This window comes from Treponema sp. OMZ 838 (genome assembly GCF_000775995.1).
Classification (GTDB): domain Bacteria; phylum Spirochaetota; class Spirochaetia; order Treponematales; family Treponemataceae; genus Treponema.
Genome location: NZ_CP009227.1, coordinates 830810 through 846598 on the forward strand (window position 1 = coordinate 830810; position 15789 = coordinate 846598).

14 protein-coding genes are annotated in these 15789 nt (G+C 48.2%); 6 read left to right on the top strand and 8 right to left on the bottom strand.

Annotation, left to right across the window (positions count from 1 at the left end; translation table 11 throughout):
* The first annotated feature begins 179 nt into the window (after positions 1-179).
* From QI63_RS03655 to QI63_RS03665, 3 genes are all read left to right on the top strand, one after another.
* Positions 180-761 (top strand): TetR/AcrR family transcriptional regulator, encoded by a 582-nt coding sequence (locus QI63_RS03655; RefSeq protein ID WP_044013990.1) that lies wholly within the window; start codon positions 180-182, stop codon positions 759-761.
* 265 nt (positions 762-1026) lie between these two features.
* Positions 1027-2394, top strand: a complete 1368-nt coding sequence (locus tag QI63_RS03660) for an alpha-amylase family glycosyl hydrolase (RefSeq protein WP_044017004.1) — start codon at positions 1027-1029, stop codon at positions 2392-2394.
* A 24-nt stretch (positions 2395-2418) separates the two neighbouring features.
* Positions 2419-3606 carry an MFS transporter gene (locus tag QI63_RS03665; protein ID WP_044013992.1) on the top strand — a complete coding sequence of 396 codons (1188 nt, stop codon included), beginning with the start codon at positions 2419-2421 and terminating at the stop codon, positions 3604-3606.
* On the opposite strand, the gene QI63_RS03670 is transcribed toward QI63_RS03665, so the two are convergent.
* Together QI63_RS03670 and QI63_RS03675 are read right to left on the bottom strand one after the other, a co-directional pair.
* Positions 3590-4954 carry a TldD/PmbA family protein gene (locus QI63_RS03670; protein WP_044013994.1) on the bottom strand — a complete coding sequence of 455 codons (1365 nt, stop codon included), beginning with the start codon at positions 4952-4954 and terminating at the stop codon, positions 3590-3592. The two genes, QI63_RS03665 and QI63_RS03670, sit on opposite strands and share 17 nt — an antisense overlap.
* The gene (locus QI63_RS03675; protein ID WP_044013996.1) at positions 4951-6396 is read right to left on the bottom strand and encodes a TldD/PmbA family protein; all 1446 of its coding nucleotides are present in this window, start codon (positions 6394-6396) and stop codon (positions 4951-4953) included. The genes QI63_RS03670 and QI63_RS03675 overlap by 4 nt, the downstream gene beginning before the upstream one ends.
* A gap of 153 nt (positions 6397-6549) precedes the next feature.
* Here QI63_RS03675 and QI63_RS03680 point away from each other — a divergent pair, with 153 nt between their 5' ends.
* A complete protein-coding gene (locus QI63_RS03680; protein WP_044013998.1) occupies positions 6550-7311 on the top strand; it encodes an alpha/beta hydrolase in 762 nt (253 codons plus the stop codon).
* 154 nt (positions 7312-7465) lie between these two features.
* Here QI63_RS03680 and fabZ read toward each other — a convergent pair whose 3' ends face one another.
* The 6 genes from fabZ to QI63_RS03710 all read right to left on the bottom strand — a co-directional run bounded on the left by fabZ (position 7466) and on the right by QI63_RS03710 (position 13568).
* Positions 7466-7888 carry a 3-hydroxyacyl-ACP dehydratase FabZ gene (gene fabZ, locus QI63_RS03685; RefSeq protein WP_016522437.1) on the bottom strand — a complete coding sequence of 141 codons (423 nt, stop codon included), beginning with the start codon at positions 7886-7888 and terminating at the stop codon, positions 7466-7468.
* Between the two features lie 258 nt (positions 7889-8146).
* Complete coding sequence (gene fabF / locus QI63_RS03690; protein ID WP_044014000.1) at positions 8147-9394, bottom strand: beta-ketoacyl-ACP synthase II; 1248 nt, start codon at positions 9392-9394, stop codon at positions 8147-8149.
* A gap of 16 nt (positions 9395-9410) precedes the next feature.
* A complete protein-coding gene (fabG, locus tag QI63_RS03695) occupies positions 9411-10157 on the bottom strand; it encodes a 3-oxoacyl-ACP reductase FabG (protein WP_044014002.1) in 747 nt (248 codons plus the stop codon).
* 10 nt (positions 10158-10167) lie between these two features.
* Entirely contained in the window at positions 10168-11136 is a 969-nt protein-coding gene (locus QI63_RS03700; RefSeq protein ID WP_044014003.1) for an ACP S-malonyltransferase, read from the bottom strand.
* Between the two features lie 51 nt (positions 11137-11187).
* Positions 11188-12141, bottom strand: coding sequence for a beta-ketoacyl-ACP synthase III (locus QI63_RS03705; RefSeq protein ID WP_044014005.1), 954 nt, complete (start codon positions 12139-12141; stop codon positions 11188-11190).
* A gap of 233 nt (positions 12142-12374) precedes the next feature.
* The gene (locus QI63_RS03710; RefSeq protein WP_044017006.1) at positions 12375-13568 is read right to left on the bottom strand and encodes a DEAD/DEAH box helicase; all 1194 of its coding nucleotides are present in this window, start codon (positions 13566-13568) and stop codon (positions 12375-12377) included.
* A 223-nt stretch (positions 13569-13791) separates the two neighbouring features.
* Here QI63_RS03710 and QI63_RS03715 point away from each other — a divergent pair, with 223 nt between their 5' ends.
* On the top strand, positions 13792-14919 hold the full coding sequence (locus tag QI63_RS03715; RefSeq protein WP_044014007.1) for a glycosyltransferase family 4 protein: 1128 nt from the start codon (positions 13792-13794) through the stop codon (positions 14917-14919).
* Positions 14920-15256: 337 nt separating this feature from the next.
* Entirely contained in the window at positions 15257-15778 is a 522-nt protein-coding gene (gene infC / locus QI63_RS03720) for a translation initiation factor IF-3 (RefSeq protein WP_016522923.1), read from the top strand.
* The last annotated feature ends 11 nt before the right edge of the window (positions 15779-15789 follow it).

Genomic DNA, 15789 nt, shown 5'->3' on the forward strand with positions numbered 1-15789 from the left:
ATCCTATTATGATAAATTTCTTGTCTGCAGAATACTTTAAGACAAAAACCGTGTTAACGCAACAGGGTAAACGCATCAGACCATTTTTTAACAATCCTGCAGAATAGGGGATAGACTTTCCGTTAGGTATTGACAATCCATATACCGTTTGGTATATTATGTACCAGTCGGTATATAATATGAATAGTACAACAAACGATAACAGCAGAGATGAAATTCTCAACACAGCCATTCGTCTTTTTTCGCAAAAAGGATATGAGGGAGTTGGAGTACAGGAAATTTGTGATAACGCCGGTATTACAAAACCGACCCTGTACTACTTTTTCAAAAGCAAACAGGGGCTCTTGCAGGCAATAGCGGATTCCAAGGGCGCGGAGCTATTGCAGCGTTTGAATGATGCGGCGGTGTACGAGCACGATTTTCTTAAAAGTCTGACACGCATTCTGACCGCAGTAATCGATTTTGCAGTTGAAAATCCGGACTTTTTTAATCTGCACAGCGTACTCTTAAATGCACCCGGCAATGCGGAAACCGAGGCTGTCTACGCGCCGTTAAAAAAGCGTTTTGATTCGGTGTTTGCAGAATTTTTTATAAAATCCGCAAACGAGTTCGGCAATATGCGCGGGAAAGAGGAGCTGTACTCAATCTTGTTCCACAATAATGTCATTTCGGTAGCTCTGCTGTGTGTACAGAACAAACTGCCTAGAGATGATCAAACGATTTATCGGATTGTGCATACCTTTGCCTACGGCGTCGCTTAACCTTTTGAAAATATACGGCACATCTGCGTTGTCGCTACGCCGAAATAAATGCTCAACGTACAACAAGTACGTCTCCGCTTTATTTCGGCTAGGCTCCTAGCATCTGTACCGTCTCTTTTCAAAAGGCTTACGGAAAGGATTGTAGGGGCGGCGAAGCCGTTCCGGAGGAATGGAGCCGAGAGGCGGAACCCCGAAAAGCCTGGTTTTTGCTGGAAGCAAAAAGCCGCCCAAAACTAAAAAAACAAAACAAATGACGGAGGTGTATATGTCTCAAGTTTTTTCAGATAAGGTTTTTTATCATATTTATGCGCTGGGGATGGGGAATTGTGCTAAGCGGAATGACTTTGCGTGTCCGGCGGGGGATTTTTTTGAGAAACTGGCGGGGCGGTTGGATGAGATTCGGGCGTTGGGGTGTAATGCGCTGCTGATTGGACCGGTGTTTGAGTCAACGGCGCATGGGTATGATACGGTGAATTATTATCATGTGGAGCGCCGGTTGGGGAATAATGAGCGGTTTAAGGAGTTTTGCCGGCTGTGCCATGAGAAGGGCTTTGCGGTGGTACTGGATGCGGTGTTTAATCATACGGGGCGGGATTTTTTTGCGTTTAAGGATATTCAGCGGTATGGATACGGCAGCGCTTATAAGGATTGGTATGTCAATCTTGATTTTTCTCGGCGGAGTGCGCAGGGGGATTGCTTTGAGTATGAAGGCTGGGCTGGCTGTAAGGATTTGGTCAAGCTGAATGGCGATAGCGGCGCAGTGCGGGAGCATCTTTTCGGTGCGGTAAAAATGTGGATTGAGGAATTCGGTATCGACGGACTCAGGCTTGATGCAGCGGATGTGTTAAGTAAAAACTTTCTTGATGCACTGGGGGATTTTTGCCAAAGTATTAAGCCGGATTTTTGGCTGATGGGTGAGGTGGTGCATGGCGACTATGCCGAATGGACGCGGAACGGCAGGCTTGATTCGGTAACAAATTATCAAATGTATAAAGCGCTCTGGTCGTGTTTGAATGATCAGAATATGTATGAGCTTTCGTATAATTTGGACAGGGAATACAATAGCGAACGAGGGATGTATAGGAATAGTGCATTGTATAATTTTGTGGACAACCACGATGTAAACCGCGCGGTCAGTGCGCTCAACAAGCCGGAGCAGCATATTCATCTTTTGTACGGACTGCTTTTTACCATTCCCGGTATTCCATCCATTTACTACGGCAGTGAATACGGCATCAGAGGGGTTCGGAGCCATAATTGCGATTATGAACTGCGTCCGCCGCTCCCGCCGTTCGGTGAGCTTCCTGATTTTACTGCGCCCGGTTTTGATGCAGGGTTTGTCCGCACCTCGATTACAACATTTGCAAAGATACGCGGACAGCATCCCGCCTTACAGCGCGGTTCGTACCGGCAGGAGTTTGTTGCAAACCGGCAATTCGGCTTTTGGCGTGAGTGCAACGAAGAACAACTATTGATTATCGCCAATTCCGATTTTGCTCAGGGCTTTGTTTCGCTGCATACCATCCCGACGGGTGAGTATGAGAGCCTGACGGATGGAAGAGTCTATCATTCCGATACGTTAAAAGGGCTGCAAATGCCTCCGTGTTCGATACTGATATTGCGGAAGAAGTAATCAAGGCAGTATACTGAAAAAATTATGATACATATATTGCTCGCAATCATTTACGCAGCGTTTATCAGTCTTGGACTGCCGGATGCTCTGTTAGGTTCCGCATGGCCGGCGATGTATCGGGAGCTTTCTGTCCCTGTGTCCTATTCCGGTGCTATTTTTATGATTATTGCAGGCGGAACTATTGTTTCCAGCCTCCAAAGCGACCGGTTGACAAAGATTTTCGGTGCCGGAAAAGTAACGGCATTCAGTGTTTTGATAACAGCAGCGGCACTCTTCGGTTTTTCGGTCAGCCATTCCTATAGTGCACTGTGCCTGTGGGCGATACCATACGGACTCGGTGCCGGAAGTGTTGATGCATCCCTCAACAATTATGTAGCAGTGCATTATGCCAGCAGGCACATGAGCTGGCTGCACTGTATGTGGGGGATAGGCGCCTCAATAGGTCCGTACATTATGGGCGGTGTTCTGACCGGCGGTCAGCCGTGGAATATGGGCTATCGATATATTGCGGTGCTGCAAACCTGCTTAACCGCCGTACTACTGGTGAGTCTGCCGCTTTGGAATAAGCAACCGAAAACAGACGGTACTACGGATGAGGATGTAAAAGCGCCGCCGCTCCCCCTCAAACAGGTGATTGCCATTTCCGGTGCAAAAGAAATTATGCTTACCTTTTTCTGTTATTGTGCTGTAGAGCAAACCGCAAATTTATGGACAAGCAGCTATCTGGTTTTACACCGAGGGCTTCCGGAAAAAGAAGCCGCAGGACTCGCCAGCCTCTTTTTTATCGGTATTACTGCGGGGAGATTTTTGAGTGGATTTTTAACCTTCAAATTAACCGATATGCAGATGATTCGGCTTGGACAAAGCGGCATCGGGGCAGGTGTTGTGCTGCTGTTCCTTTCGTTCGGAAAAACAACGGTACTGCCCCTGCTCGGTTTAGGGCTTATCGGCTTGGGGTGTGCACCGATTTATCCTTCGATTATCCATGCGACACCTGCACAATTCGGAAAAGATAAGTCTCAAGCGATGATCGGGGTCCAGATGGCGTCCGCGTATGCCGGAACCTGTCTGATGCCGCCGATCTTCGGGTTGGTTGCAAATCATATCGGTGTCGCATTGATGCCGCTCTATTTGGCGGTGATTTTAATTGTGATGATCTTTATGCACGAAAAAATGCTCACAAAAACGGCAACTTCTACAGCGTGCAGTTAAAATCCTTGACCAAGATACCGGGCAAGAGACAGCCGCCTACTGCGCGCTCTTCGTAGGTGCTTGTTTCTACAAAGAGTTTCCGTTCTTTGGTGAGCGCAAGGAGATTCGCGCCGAACATATTGTACAGCGATTCATCCCAGCGCATATCTGCAATGGGGGCTGTAACTTTTCCATTTTCCACCCAGAGGCAGGCAAAGCGGGTCATTCCCGTTACGCGGGCAGTTGCCGGATCGCTCCAGTTAAGGTAGTGGAAGTTCGAAATATAGATACCGGTTCCCAGTTCTTTGAGGGCATCCGCTTCGGCAAGTGTCCCTGCTCCGATAGCTGCGGAACGGAATCCTTCACTTGAATCGGCGCCGTTTGCCTTTGTACCGTACTGTTTTTCCGAGCGGGAACTCACAATGGTATGAATGAGCTTTCCTTTTTCGATAACGGTCAATTTTTCGGGAGCGGATTCTCCTTCGCTATTAAACGACGGTTCTACACCGATGGAAAAATCTTGCGTCAAATTGAAGGAATCGGCAAAATGTTCCCGCCCTTCTTTTAATGCAAGATAGGCGCTTTCGCCTTGCTGCATTCCCCGCTCTCCAAAGCCGTTCCACGAGAAAAACTCTACGACATCCACCAACGCATCCGCAGCGATAAAAACGCGGTATTTACCCGGCTCGATTTTTTTCGGTTCAAGCGCAAGCACCTGCAAACTCTGCCGCGCATCGGCGATGCGTTTTTCGTATTCTGCCTGCTGCCAGTCGCGCCCTGCGTATAAGCCTTTTACCGCGCGTCCGTTTTTCAGCCAAATCGAATAGTCGAGCGTAAAGGTCTTTGTTTGGAACCAGTGCCGTGCGCCGGCCGTATTGGCAGCTCCGCGGCATATCATCCCTTGCGAAAAAAGCCCGGCAAAATCCAAATCCGACACAGGCTCAAGCAGCGTCTTTTCTATTATCTCTTGCGGAAGCAGCGCACCGTCATAGATTGTTTCGGAATCGTCGCTTGCAGTAGGAATAGACTGATAGGGATCTTCGGGAAGCTGCGCGATAATACTGCGTGCATTCTCCAACGCTGCGGCAAGTGTTTCCTTATCTTGTTCAAGCCGGCCGCTCAACCCCTGAGCAAAGCGATAGGTTTTCTTGTTTTTATAGAGGGTAACCGAAATTGCCGCCTGCTTCACAAAACCGTTTTGCCGCACCTTGGCGTGATTCATCCGTAGGAAGTAAGTGTCTTCCGCATCGTAGCTTAGAGACGCTTGTTCCGTGGGCAACAGCTCATCAAAGAAAAAGTCTGCAAGAGACTCAAAATGCCATTTAAAATCGGAATCCATTTCACACATCATTTCTTGATCACAACTCATTTTCCGCCTCCAAATACTTCAACATCGCTGAATGCGCATACGGGACTTGCGTGTCCTACCCGTATCACCTGATTCGGTTCGCCCTTGCCGCAATTCGGTGTGCCGAACACCTCGAAGGTGCTTTCATCGCCGACTGCGCAGAGGCTGTTCCAAAAGTACCGCGAAATGCCGCGGTAGTTCGGGTCGCGCACGGTTTTTGTCAGTTTGCCGTTTTCGATCAGCTTGGCGTACTCGCAGCCGAATTGGAATTTATTGCGATAGTCGTCGATCGACCATGAACGGTTGGAGAACATCAGAATGCCGTTTTCGATTGAGGCGATGATGGAATCGAAGCTGCTCGTCCCCGCTTCGAGATTGAGGTTTGCCATCCGGTCGATGGGCGGACGGTTCCACGAACAGGCACGTTGGTTTGCAACGCCCCGGAGTCCCGACCGTTTTTGACTTTCCAAGCTGCCGAGCGCCCGTATCAAGATGCCGTCTTTAATGAGGTATTCTTTTACCGCGGCGTTGCCGATATCGTCCGCTCCGTAGCTTGCCAGTTCCTGCGCGATGGTCGGATCGTAGGCGACGTTCATCAACGGGGAACCGTAGCGGAAACTGCCGATATCTTCCGGCGTGATAAAACTGCCGCCCGCATAGTTGCGCTCGTCGCCGAGGATGCGGTCTATTTCCAGCGCGTGCCCGACGCTTTCATGGATTTGCAGCATCATCTGATCGGGCATTAGTACGAGCGTCCGCTTGCCGTTGGGGCACGGCTCGGCAGTCAACAGCTCGACTGCTTCCGTGCCTGCCTTACGAGCCTTTTCAAGCAGCGTCACAGGATTGAACAGCTCCCGTCCGCCCTGATAAGTGAGCGCAGAACGTCCGTGCGCGCTCCGCTGCTGGATAATATCTCCTTCCCGTGCAACGGCATTCAGGCTGATGCCGCCGAACCGAACGGTTTGCCGTATGTCGGCGCCGTTGGTAGAAACCATTTCGGTTTCACAGATACCCGTTTCGCAGGAAGCGGCGGTCTGAATAATCTTTGAAGAAACCTTTGCAGCATCGCAGATACTGCACAAAAGCTCAACCGTTTCGGCGGCGGGAATCCCGCTTAATTTTTCACGCTTTGTGGCATAGCGTACCTGTGCGGCGGGGCGCATCGTTTGGTCAAAACGGTGGATGCCGTAGGGCCGCGCTGCCTGTGCCGCCGCAAAAGCCTGCTCCGCTGCACGTTTAATACCGCGGCTGCTCAAATCGGCAGTCGCCGCATAGCTAAACGTTCCCTTGTACAGCACCTCCAGCATAACTCCTTCGTCGGAGCCGCCGGCCGCCTCGTCAAATTTACCGTCGATAGCGGAAAAACCTGTCAAATAGTTGGTAACCCGCCGTAATCCGATCCACTCGGCCTGCGGGACAGCGTCCTTCGCTTCCTTCAAAAGCCGGTGTATATTCACTTTCATAAAAAACTCCTTCCGGTACAGTAAGCCTGTTCGGAAACTTCCGTTTCGGAACAGGTCTAGTATAGCATAAAACGGCAATAACCGCATCAATTTTCTATTTACAAAAGGCAGATAAGGGGGTATTGTTTATATGCAAAATAATAGGAGCTTCAGATGTTTTATGATAATAATCCGGCAAAAATAAATCGGTTCACCAAACCTCATTTCTTTCAGGGCGGGGATAAAGCCATTTTGTTGATACACGGGTATACAGGCTCTCCGCGGGAAATGCTGTGGCTCGGCACGCAGCTGCATAAGGCGGGATACACCGTATCAATTCCGCGCCTGCCGGGGCATGGAACAAACAAAGAGGACTTTATCGCGAGTTCGTGGAAGGATTGGCTGCGCCGCGTGTATGATGAATACCTCGATTTATCAGAAGCATATCAGACGGTATATGTCGGCGGTCTTTCGATGGGCGGCGTGCTGACTGCGCTCCTTGCGGCAAAATTTCAGCCTGAAAAAATCTTCCTTTGTGCGCCCGCATTTATGGCTGCCGATTCGCGGATCAAACTGACACCGTACTTAAAATATTTTATACAGACCATTCCAACGGAAGGGAAAACATTTTATAAAGAACCCGAATATTATGATTGCGTCAAAGACTATTGCAATTATGATTACGTCGGCAAGGCCGCGGACTTGTACAAACTGCAGAAGATGGCTATTCAGCAGCTTCCGAATATCCGGTCAAAGGTAATAACGGTTTTATCAAAATCGGATCAGTCGGTACCGTTTAAGGAAAAAGAACTTATCGACTGGCTGCTCAGGGTACCGAATGAGTATGTTATCTTGGAAGAAAGCAGTCATATTGTTACCGACGATGTCGAGCGTGAACTGGTAGCGCAGCGTATTATCGACTTTTTGAACAGATAACTGATAATGTATTTTGCTTATTTCCGTGAGCTGTTTGTAAATAGCTTATTGAATAGGACTGTCCAAAAACTTCAGCTTTTGGACAGTTCCTGCTACTGCTTATACCCGCGGACATCCTGTCAGAGTAGGTGTGCCGTATATTTTCAAAAGGAAACTAGGCCTTTCCCACCAAACACATCCACTCCGCTTCCGCAGCGACAGCATCACCGTTATAGATTTTACCGGATTGCTTAATCATTTGGGAAGAAACGCGCAAGTTTTTTACCTCGATGCGTACCGTATCTCCCGGGCGTACCTGTGCACGGAGCTTTACCTTATCGATAGTCGCCAAAAAGAACAGCGCACCTGTTTCAAACTTGCCCATAGAACTCAGTGCTGCGCCGCCCGCTTGAGCCATTGTTTCTACCAACACGACACCGGGCACTACCGGATATTCGGGGAAATGTCCTTTAAAAAAGAACTCCTCCGGCTTAAAGGTATACCGGCTTTCGCTGCCTTCATCGTCGGCACGGATAATTTCATCAACAAACAAAAATGGCTTCCGGTGCGGAAGCAAGGCTTCAATATCTTTTGTCATCGTTTTCTCCTTTAGGGTAAACGCATCAGACATTTTTATGGATATCCCGCAGAATAATCGGAGATTGTTCAACCAGAGTTGAACCACTTCGCGGTTCAAATGGTCTCACAATCTCCATTATTCTGCGATTCTTACCTATTTGTCTGATGCGTTTACCCTTCTTTTAAATAAATAGCGCGAAATTTTATCTAAAATTTCGCGCATCTCAAAAGGAAGGCAACCGCTTGAAATATTCCTAATGCGGTTGCCCATTTTTTCCTATTTTACTTTTTTGAACACTAACACGCCGTTGTGGCCGCCGAAACCGAGCGAACCGGATGCGGCGCAATCGATCGTGCAGGAAACGCCTTTTTGCGGCAGGTAATTCAGATCGCACCCTGCTTCCAAATCAGGTTCCGTTAAGTTCACGGTGGGGGGACAGAAGCCTTCTTCAATTGCTTTTACGCAGATAATTGCTTCCAACGCGCCGGCAGCTCCCAAACAGTGTCCAATCATCGACTTTGTTGAAGAGATTTTCAGGTTATATGCATGTTGCCCGAACGCTTTTTTAATCATCGCGGTTTCGGAGGGGTCGTTAATCGGGGTTGATGTTCCGTGCGCGTTATAGTACTGCACATCTTCCGGTTTTACCCCTGCGTCTTCCAAGGCCTTCGTCATCGCCAAAGCTCCGTTGACACCGGAAGGGTCGGGGCTGGTCAGGTGATATGCGTCGGAGGAGCCGCCGTAGCCTGCAAGTTCTGCATATATCTTTGCACCGCGCTTCTTTGCGTGTTCGTATTCTTCAAGAATGAGGATACCTGCGCCTTCCCCCATCACAAACCCCGTTCGCTTTTTATCAAAGGGACAGCAGGCTTTGTGCGGTTCATCGTTATAATCCGACGCAAGCGTTTGCAGTACGCTGAATGCATTGATACCGAACCCTGTAATTGCGGCCTCGGTTCCTCCTGCAAGGCACATATCCATTCTACCCGAGCGGATTAAATCGAGGGCATTGCCCAAAGCGTCGGTACTGGAAGCACAAGCGGTCGTAATTGTCCACGAAACGCCGTGTAGTCCGAAATGCATACTAACGTTGCCTGCCGCCTCGTTCGGAATGAGCAGCGGAATAGCGAGAGGCGGTATCCGCGAGTGCCCCGCTTCAAAGTATTTTTTGAACGAACTTTCATGGATTTCAAAACCGCCGATACCGTTTCCAATCATCACGCCGGTACGGTCGCCCTCTATCGTTTCTTTTGAAAGTCCTGCATCCGCTACTGCCTGTACCGCTGCCGCCACTGCAAGCTGCGAAAATCGCGCCATTTTACGGGCATCCTTTTTATCCATAAATACGGTAGGATCAAACGCTTTACATTCAGCCGCAATTCTTACCCTATCATCTCCTGGGTCATAGTTGACGGTAATCTTCTCGATTCCGCAGCGGCCTGCTTTTATTCCTTCCCATGTTTCCGCAACCGTATTTCCCAAAGCGGAAACGGCACCAAGACCGGTAATTACAACTCTTCTCATTCTTTTCTCCTTATGATTAGGCGCCCATACCGCCGTCTACGCCGAGTACCTGCGCGGTAATATACACGGATAAATCGGATGCTAAAAAGACAGCCGCATTTGCAACATCAAGCGGCGTTCCTCCGCGCTTTAAGGGAATAGCGGTTTCTATCCAATTCTTCCGCATATCTTCCGGTAATGACGAAGTCATATCCGTTTCGATATAGCCGGGCGCAATCGCATTGACACGCACCCCTCTGCTGCCGATCTCTTTTGCAAGGCTTTTGGTCATACCGATTAAGCCTGCCTTACTTGCCGCATAGTTAACCTGTCCGCCTTGTCCGTGTAGACCGACGATACTTGCCATATTGATAATGGAACCTTCCCGCTTCCGCAACATATCGGAAGAGACGATTTGCGATGTTAAAAAAGCCCCGGTCAAATTGACGCGCAATACAGCGTCCCAGTCCTCCTGCGGCATACGGAACGACAGTCCGTCCCGGGTAATCCCCGCGTTGTTGACTAAAATATGGAATCCACCGGATTGCTTGAGAGCCTCTTTTACCGTAGCGGTCAGTTCTTCGGCATTTCCGCAGTCGGCGTATATCTCGTGAAATACGCTGTTGTGCTGTGCGGCGAATGCTTCCATTTCCACCTTTCCTTGAGAGGGCTTTGTGCAGAGCCCCCACACCTCAGCTCCTTCTTCCAGAAACCTACGGACTATTTCTTTCCCGATTCCGCGTGAAGAACCGGTTACCAATGCTTTTTTCCCTTGTAATAACATATAAAACCTCTTATGAGCGGCTGGTTTCTATCACAGCCGATAATTGTTCAGCGGTACCGGTGGGGCGGTAGTTTCCTGCACAGCCGCTGTCCCGCCACAGATTGCAGAGCGTCATGCCCGGCCCTATTTCCAACAGCGTAGCCGCATTTGCCAGCGCAGCGATTTCCCGCTCTTCCTCAAGCCAGCGCACAGGATGCGTTAGGTGCAGTACGGCGTTTTTTTTCGCTTCTTCGCCGGTTAAAAGCCGCTTTCCGGTAACATTTGAAAAAATCGGAATAACGGGATCATTGAACGCAACATCCTGCAGCACTGCGGAAAATTCTTCGGCTGCACCGCGCATCAGCGGCGAATGGAACGGCCCTGCAACCGCAAGCCGGATAAAGCGTTTTGCTCCCGCTTCCTTGCAGAGTTTTTCTGCAACATCAAGCCCTTCGGCTGTTCCCGATACAACGGTCTGCATCGGACTATTCAAATTTGCCGCAAAGACAATCCCCGTCGCAGGATCGGAATACGGTTTCAAAATTTCGACAATCCGCCCAGGATCAAGTTTGAGTACCGCGGCCATACCGCACCCGCTGCCGGACGCTTTACTCTGCTCATCGAGTTTTTCGCAGTATTTCTGCATGATTTTTCCGCGCAAAGTTACCAGTTTTGTCATCGTTACAAGGTCCAAGACCTTTGCGGCATACAACGCTGAAAATTCACCTAGGCTGAACCCTGCGGCGGCGGCCGGCGTAATACCGTGTTCCTGCAAGACTGTAATAATTGCAGCCTGCATCGCGGTGATTGCAATCTGACTTCGATCGCTGCGTGCAAGTTCTTCCGGTTCCGTATTCCATAAGAAAGAAGCGATATCCTCTCCCGAAGCCGTGCTCATCTCATCGATGACGGTGCGGGCTGACGGGTATTTCTTACAGATATCTTCAGCCATTCCCTTAAACTGAGAACCCTGTCCCGAAAACAAAAAAATGTATTCCATTATTTTCCTTCTATGACTATGGTTATAGTAATCTTAAAATTATATTAGACATTAGAACCGGATAATAGCGCCGCCCCATGTCAGACCCGCGCCGAAACCGGTAATCAGTATGGTCATACCTTCATGCAGTTTTCCTTGTTCCATCAGCTCGGTAAGGGTGATGGGGATGGACGCTGCCGAGGTATTTCCGTAGTTTTCAAGATTACGGACAAATTTACCGAAGTCGATTTTAAGCCGTTTTGATGCGGCTTCCAGTATCCGCTCGTTCGCCTGATGGCATACGATTAAATCAAGATCGTCAGCCGTCATGTGTTCTTTCGTGAGGAGCGTTTTCACCGTTTCAGTAATATGGCTGACAGCGAAATCGTATACGGCTCTACCATTCATGTGTACACGGCGGTCGGGCGAAATGTAGAGCTTATCTGCTCCTGTTCCGTCAGTGCCGAGTATGGTAGCGCCGATACCCAGACCGGAAGGTTCAAACGTGTTTTCAAGCAATGCTGCGCCTGCACCGTCACCGAATAAGACGCACGTAGAACGATCTGTCCAGTCCATAATACGGCTAAGCACCTCCGCCCCGCACACAAGTGCAAACCGCCAATGGTGCCGTTCCATCATACTTGCCGCCGTGTCCAGCGCGTAGATAAAGCCGGAACACCCTGCCGTTAGGTCAAAGCAAACCGAATGTACTGCTTGCAATTTATTTTGAATAAGGCAGGCATTTGACGGGGAACCCGGAAAATCGGGTGTTGCCGTGCCGCAAATAATAAGGTCGATTTTGTCTGCCGTTATAGGCTCGGAAGTCTTACTTTTTTTAAGCGCTTCCGTACATGCCCGATATGCCAGCGATGCGCTCGTTTCATCTGCTCCGGCAATCCGGCGTGAGCTGATTCCGGTGTGACTCTTGATCCATTCATCCGATGTGTCGAGCTCCGGCGGAAAATCGGTATTTTTCATCTCTTTTAAGGGAAGGGCTTTACCCAATCCCTGAATAACAATAGCCATATTTTATCTCCAGTAATAAATCTAAGAGAATTTAGGATTGTATGAAATGGCGGTTCCGTTCGATACAACCTATAATACTATACTTAGTATATTTTTTAATTCCACGCTGTCAACCTTCCCCTTTTGCAAATATACGGCACATCTGCATTGCCAAAAGGCCAGCGGAAAGGTTATTCTTAACAGTCATAGCCACTTCGCTCATTTGACTGACTCAGATGAGGCGGTATGCTATCCTATGCATTTTCTGCAGCAGACTCGATTTTTCCGTTAGTGAGGATTTTGGGATATACCGTTATTCCCAGTTTTTTTTCGATGCCTTGTAAAATACGCAGCTCGTACTCATCTCCGATAATGATATTAATGCCTTTTCTTCCTGCCCTTCCGGTACGTCCGGCGCGGTGTATAAAGACATCGGCATCCTTTGAAAGCTGCATCTGCACGATGTAGTCAATATCGGCAATATCGAGTCCGCGGGCGGACAAATCGCTGGTAATCAATATCCGCGTTTTACCCGACCTGAACCGTGCGATAATTTGTTTTCGTTCGGAACCTTCAAGTTTACCATATAATGGCACGGCATCGATTTTTTTATATCGCAGCTTTTGCGCGAGGGTTTCAACTTCCTGTGCAGGCGCAGTAAAAATAAGGATTTTTTTTCTGCCGTCCAATACTGTACTGTCCAACGCATGGATCAGCGCACGCAAGGCATCGGCTTTGCTCCGACGATCGCTCAAAAGCGCCCAATGTTCGATGGAGTTTTGCAGCACTCCCGTATGAGCAATCGAAATATGTTCCGGTAATGCAGCAGTTTTCGAACGCCGCAAAAAGCTGTTAAGTAGCTCAATATTTTTTCCATTAAATGTTGCCGAACACGCAAGCGCCTGCACATCCTGCGGCAGCGCACTAAGAACGACCTGCAGTGCATCTCTGCTTTCCCGCGCAAGCTGCCGATCTGCTTCATCAATTACTACAGCTTCTATTTCCTGCAGCTTGAGTTTCTTTAGTCCGATTAAATCGGAAATGCGCGTCGGTGTTCCGATGATGACGGCAGGTTTTTCTTTTAAGCCGTCTATTTGCCGTTTTAGCGAACTGCCGCCGACACAGAGCAGTGTCTTAAAACATTTCGTATCAGTTCCTTGCAGTTGAGTTGCCGCTTCTTTAATTTGAGAGGCAAGCTCCACCGTAGGGCTTAAAATAAGAATACGCGGAGCGGTTGTCTTTTTCTCATCCTGCATCAGCCGAGTTAGAAGCGGCAGCAAAAAAGCAAAGGTTTTACCCGTGCCGGTTTCGGATTCAAAAAAGACGCTTTTACCTTCTAAGGCGAGCGGTATCACTTTTTCTTGAATAGGAGTCGGTTGTATAATCCCGCCGGCGGCAAGCGTTTCAACAAAAGGTTTGTACAGCGGCAAATCCAAAAAGTCAGTCATGTGGCAAGGATAGCATATTGTTACGGTAAATGCTATAATCGTGAAAATATCCAGCAGAGCAGTCTCACAAGATATTTTATATAACCCCGCAGAATAATCGAGGCTGTTCAACCAGAACTGAACCTCTTCGAGGTTCAGATAGTCTCACAGCCTCGATTATTCTGCGATTTTGATTTATTTATCTGGTGAGACTGCTCTAAGATACTTAAAAAAGAGGTTTCCTTTGAAAATAGGAATTGATACGCTCGGATGCGATCACGGCAGATCGGGAATCGGAGCCTACATTCTTTCATTAGTCCATAATTTGCCCAAAACCGAACACAGCATTCAGCTTTTCGGCCACGAATTGGATAAATATACCTATACGTCGGGTGTTGAAGGGGTTAAGTACACCTGCGTTTCCGTCGGAGATTCTGCTTTTGCGGAACAGACATGGCACAGCCTTTCTTTTAATGCTTTTGCCCGTAAGCAAAAATACGACATTGTTTTATTTCCGTCGGGAACAAAACTCCTCCCCATGCGTTTTGAAGTACCGGCAGTGCTTGTTATGCAGAATATCCTTACAGATAATGCTCAAGGATATTTAAAAAACTTATCGTCTTTTGTTTCCAAATTAACGCTTAAATCCGTCAAGGGAATCATCAGCCCCAGTAACTATATCAAGAACAATCTGCTTAAAAACGGCATTGCGGAAGATAAAATACGCGTTATCCATAACGGAATCGATACCGATCTATTTCACCCGCATAATCTGCAAGCACAGGAAGCTCTGATGATTAAGCCCTTTGCCATTCGGCGTCCGTATATCATTTATGCGTCACGGATTATTCATCCGGAAAAACGGCATATCGAGCTGATTAATGCTTTTTCCATCTTTAAGCAAAAAACAAAGGCGCCGCATCGGCTGGTGATTGCGGGTGCGGACGGCGAACAAGCGGAACAGGTGCATCAGGCTGTCCTTCGCTCTCCCTTTGCATCGGATATCTTACTCACCGGATATTTCCCGCATGAGAATCTTCCGTTGCTCTATTCTGCTGCCGACCTATGTGTGTTTCCGTCTCCCGTCGAAGGCGTCGGCTTGCCGGTAATCGAAGCGATGGCATGCGGTATTCCGACAGCCTGTGTCCGTGCAGGGGCATTGCCGGAAATTGCAGGCGACTGCACTCGTTATTTTGAACCCGATAAGCCGGAAGAGATTGCCTCTGTCATCGGCAGCCTCATCAACGATACCGCTGGTGCAAATAAAGAACGGCGACAAAAACTAATCGATGCCGGAATAGAATGGGTAAAGCAATACAGCTGGAAAAAGACAGCCGAAGAGACGCTTGCTTATTTGGAAACAATTAGATAATGACAGGGCAACCGCATTAAAAATATTTTTAGCGGTTGCCTTCCTTCTGTGCGAAATTTTGCTTAAAATTTCGCACATTTTTCCAGTAAATGGGTAAACGCATCAGGTAGAGTAGATAAAAACCGCGGAAAAATTGAGACTGTGAGACCATTTGAACCGCGAAGAGGTTCAACTCTGGTCGAATAGTTTCAATTTTTCCGCGGGGATATTAAAAAAGCGACCTGATGCGTTTACCCTGTGGAATGATAACCTTGACATATTCAAAGAAAATTCGATATACTTACGATCTATAGCTTTATTTTATGTGCATTGAGAAAAGTGTACTGGAGGAGAATAGTTGGCGGAGAATAAAGGTTTGCGGATTAATGAACAAATCCGTGTCCGCGAGGTTCGTTTAATTGATGATGCAGGGGAGCAAAAGGGCATTGTTTCCACCCTTGAAGCTCTTAGGATGGCTCAAGACGTTAATCTTGACCTCGTTGAAGTGGCTCCGCAAGCGGATCCTCCCGTTTGCAAGATCTTAGATTATGGAAAGTATCGTTTTGAATTGGAAAAAAAGCTCCGTGATTCCAAGAAAAAACAGAAGCTGCAAGTTCTCAAAGAAATTCGTATGCAGCCTAAGATAAATGACCATGATTTATCCTTTAAAGCACGGCATATACAAGATTTTCTTGATGACGGCGATAAAGTAAAAGTAACAATCCGCTTTCGGGGGCGGGAGTTAGCCCATACCGAGTTGGGGCTGGACGTATTAAATAACGTACTGGCAAAACTCGGCGGAGATTTAACGGTAGAAAAACCTCCGGCAATGGAAGGACGCACCATGTCGATGACATTGGCGCCCAAATCAAAGAAATAATTTACGAGGTG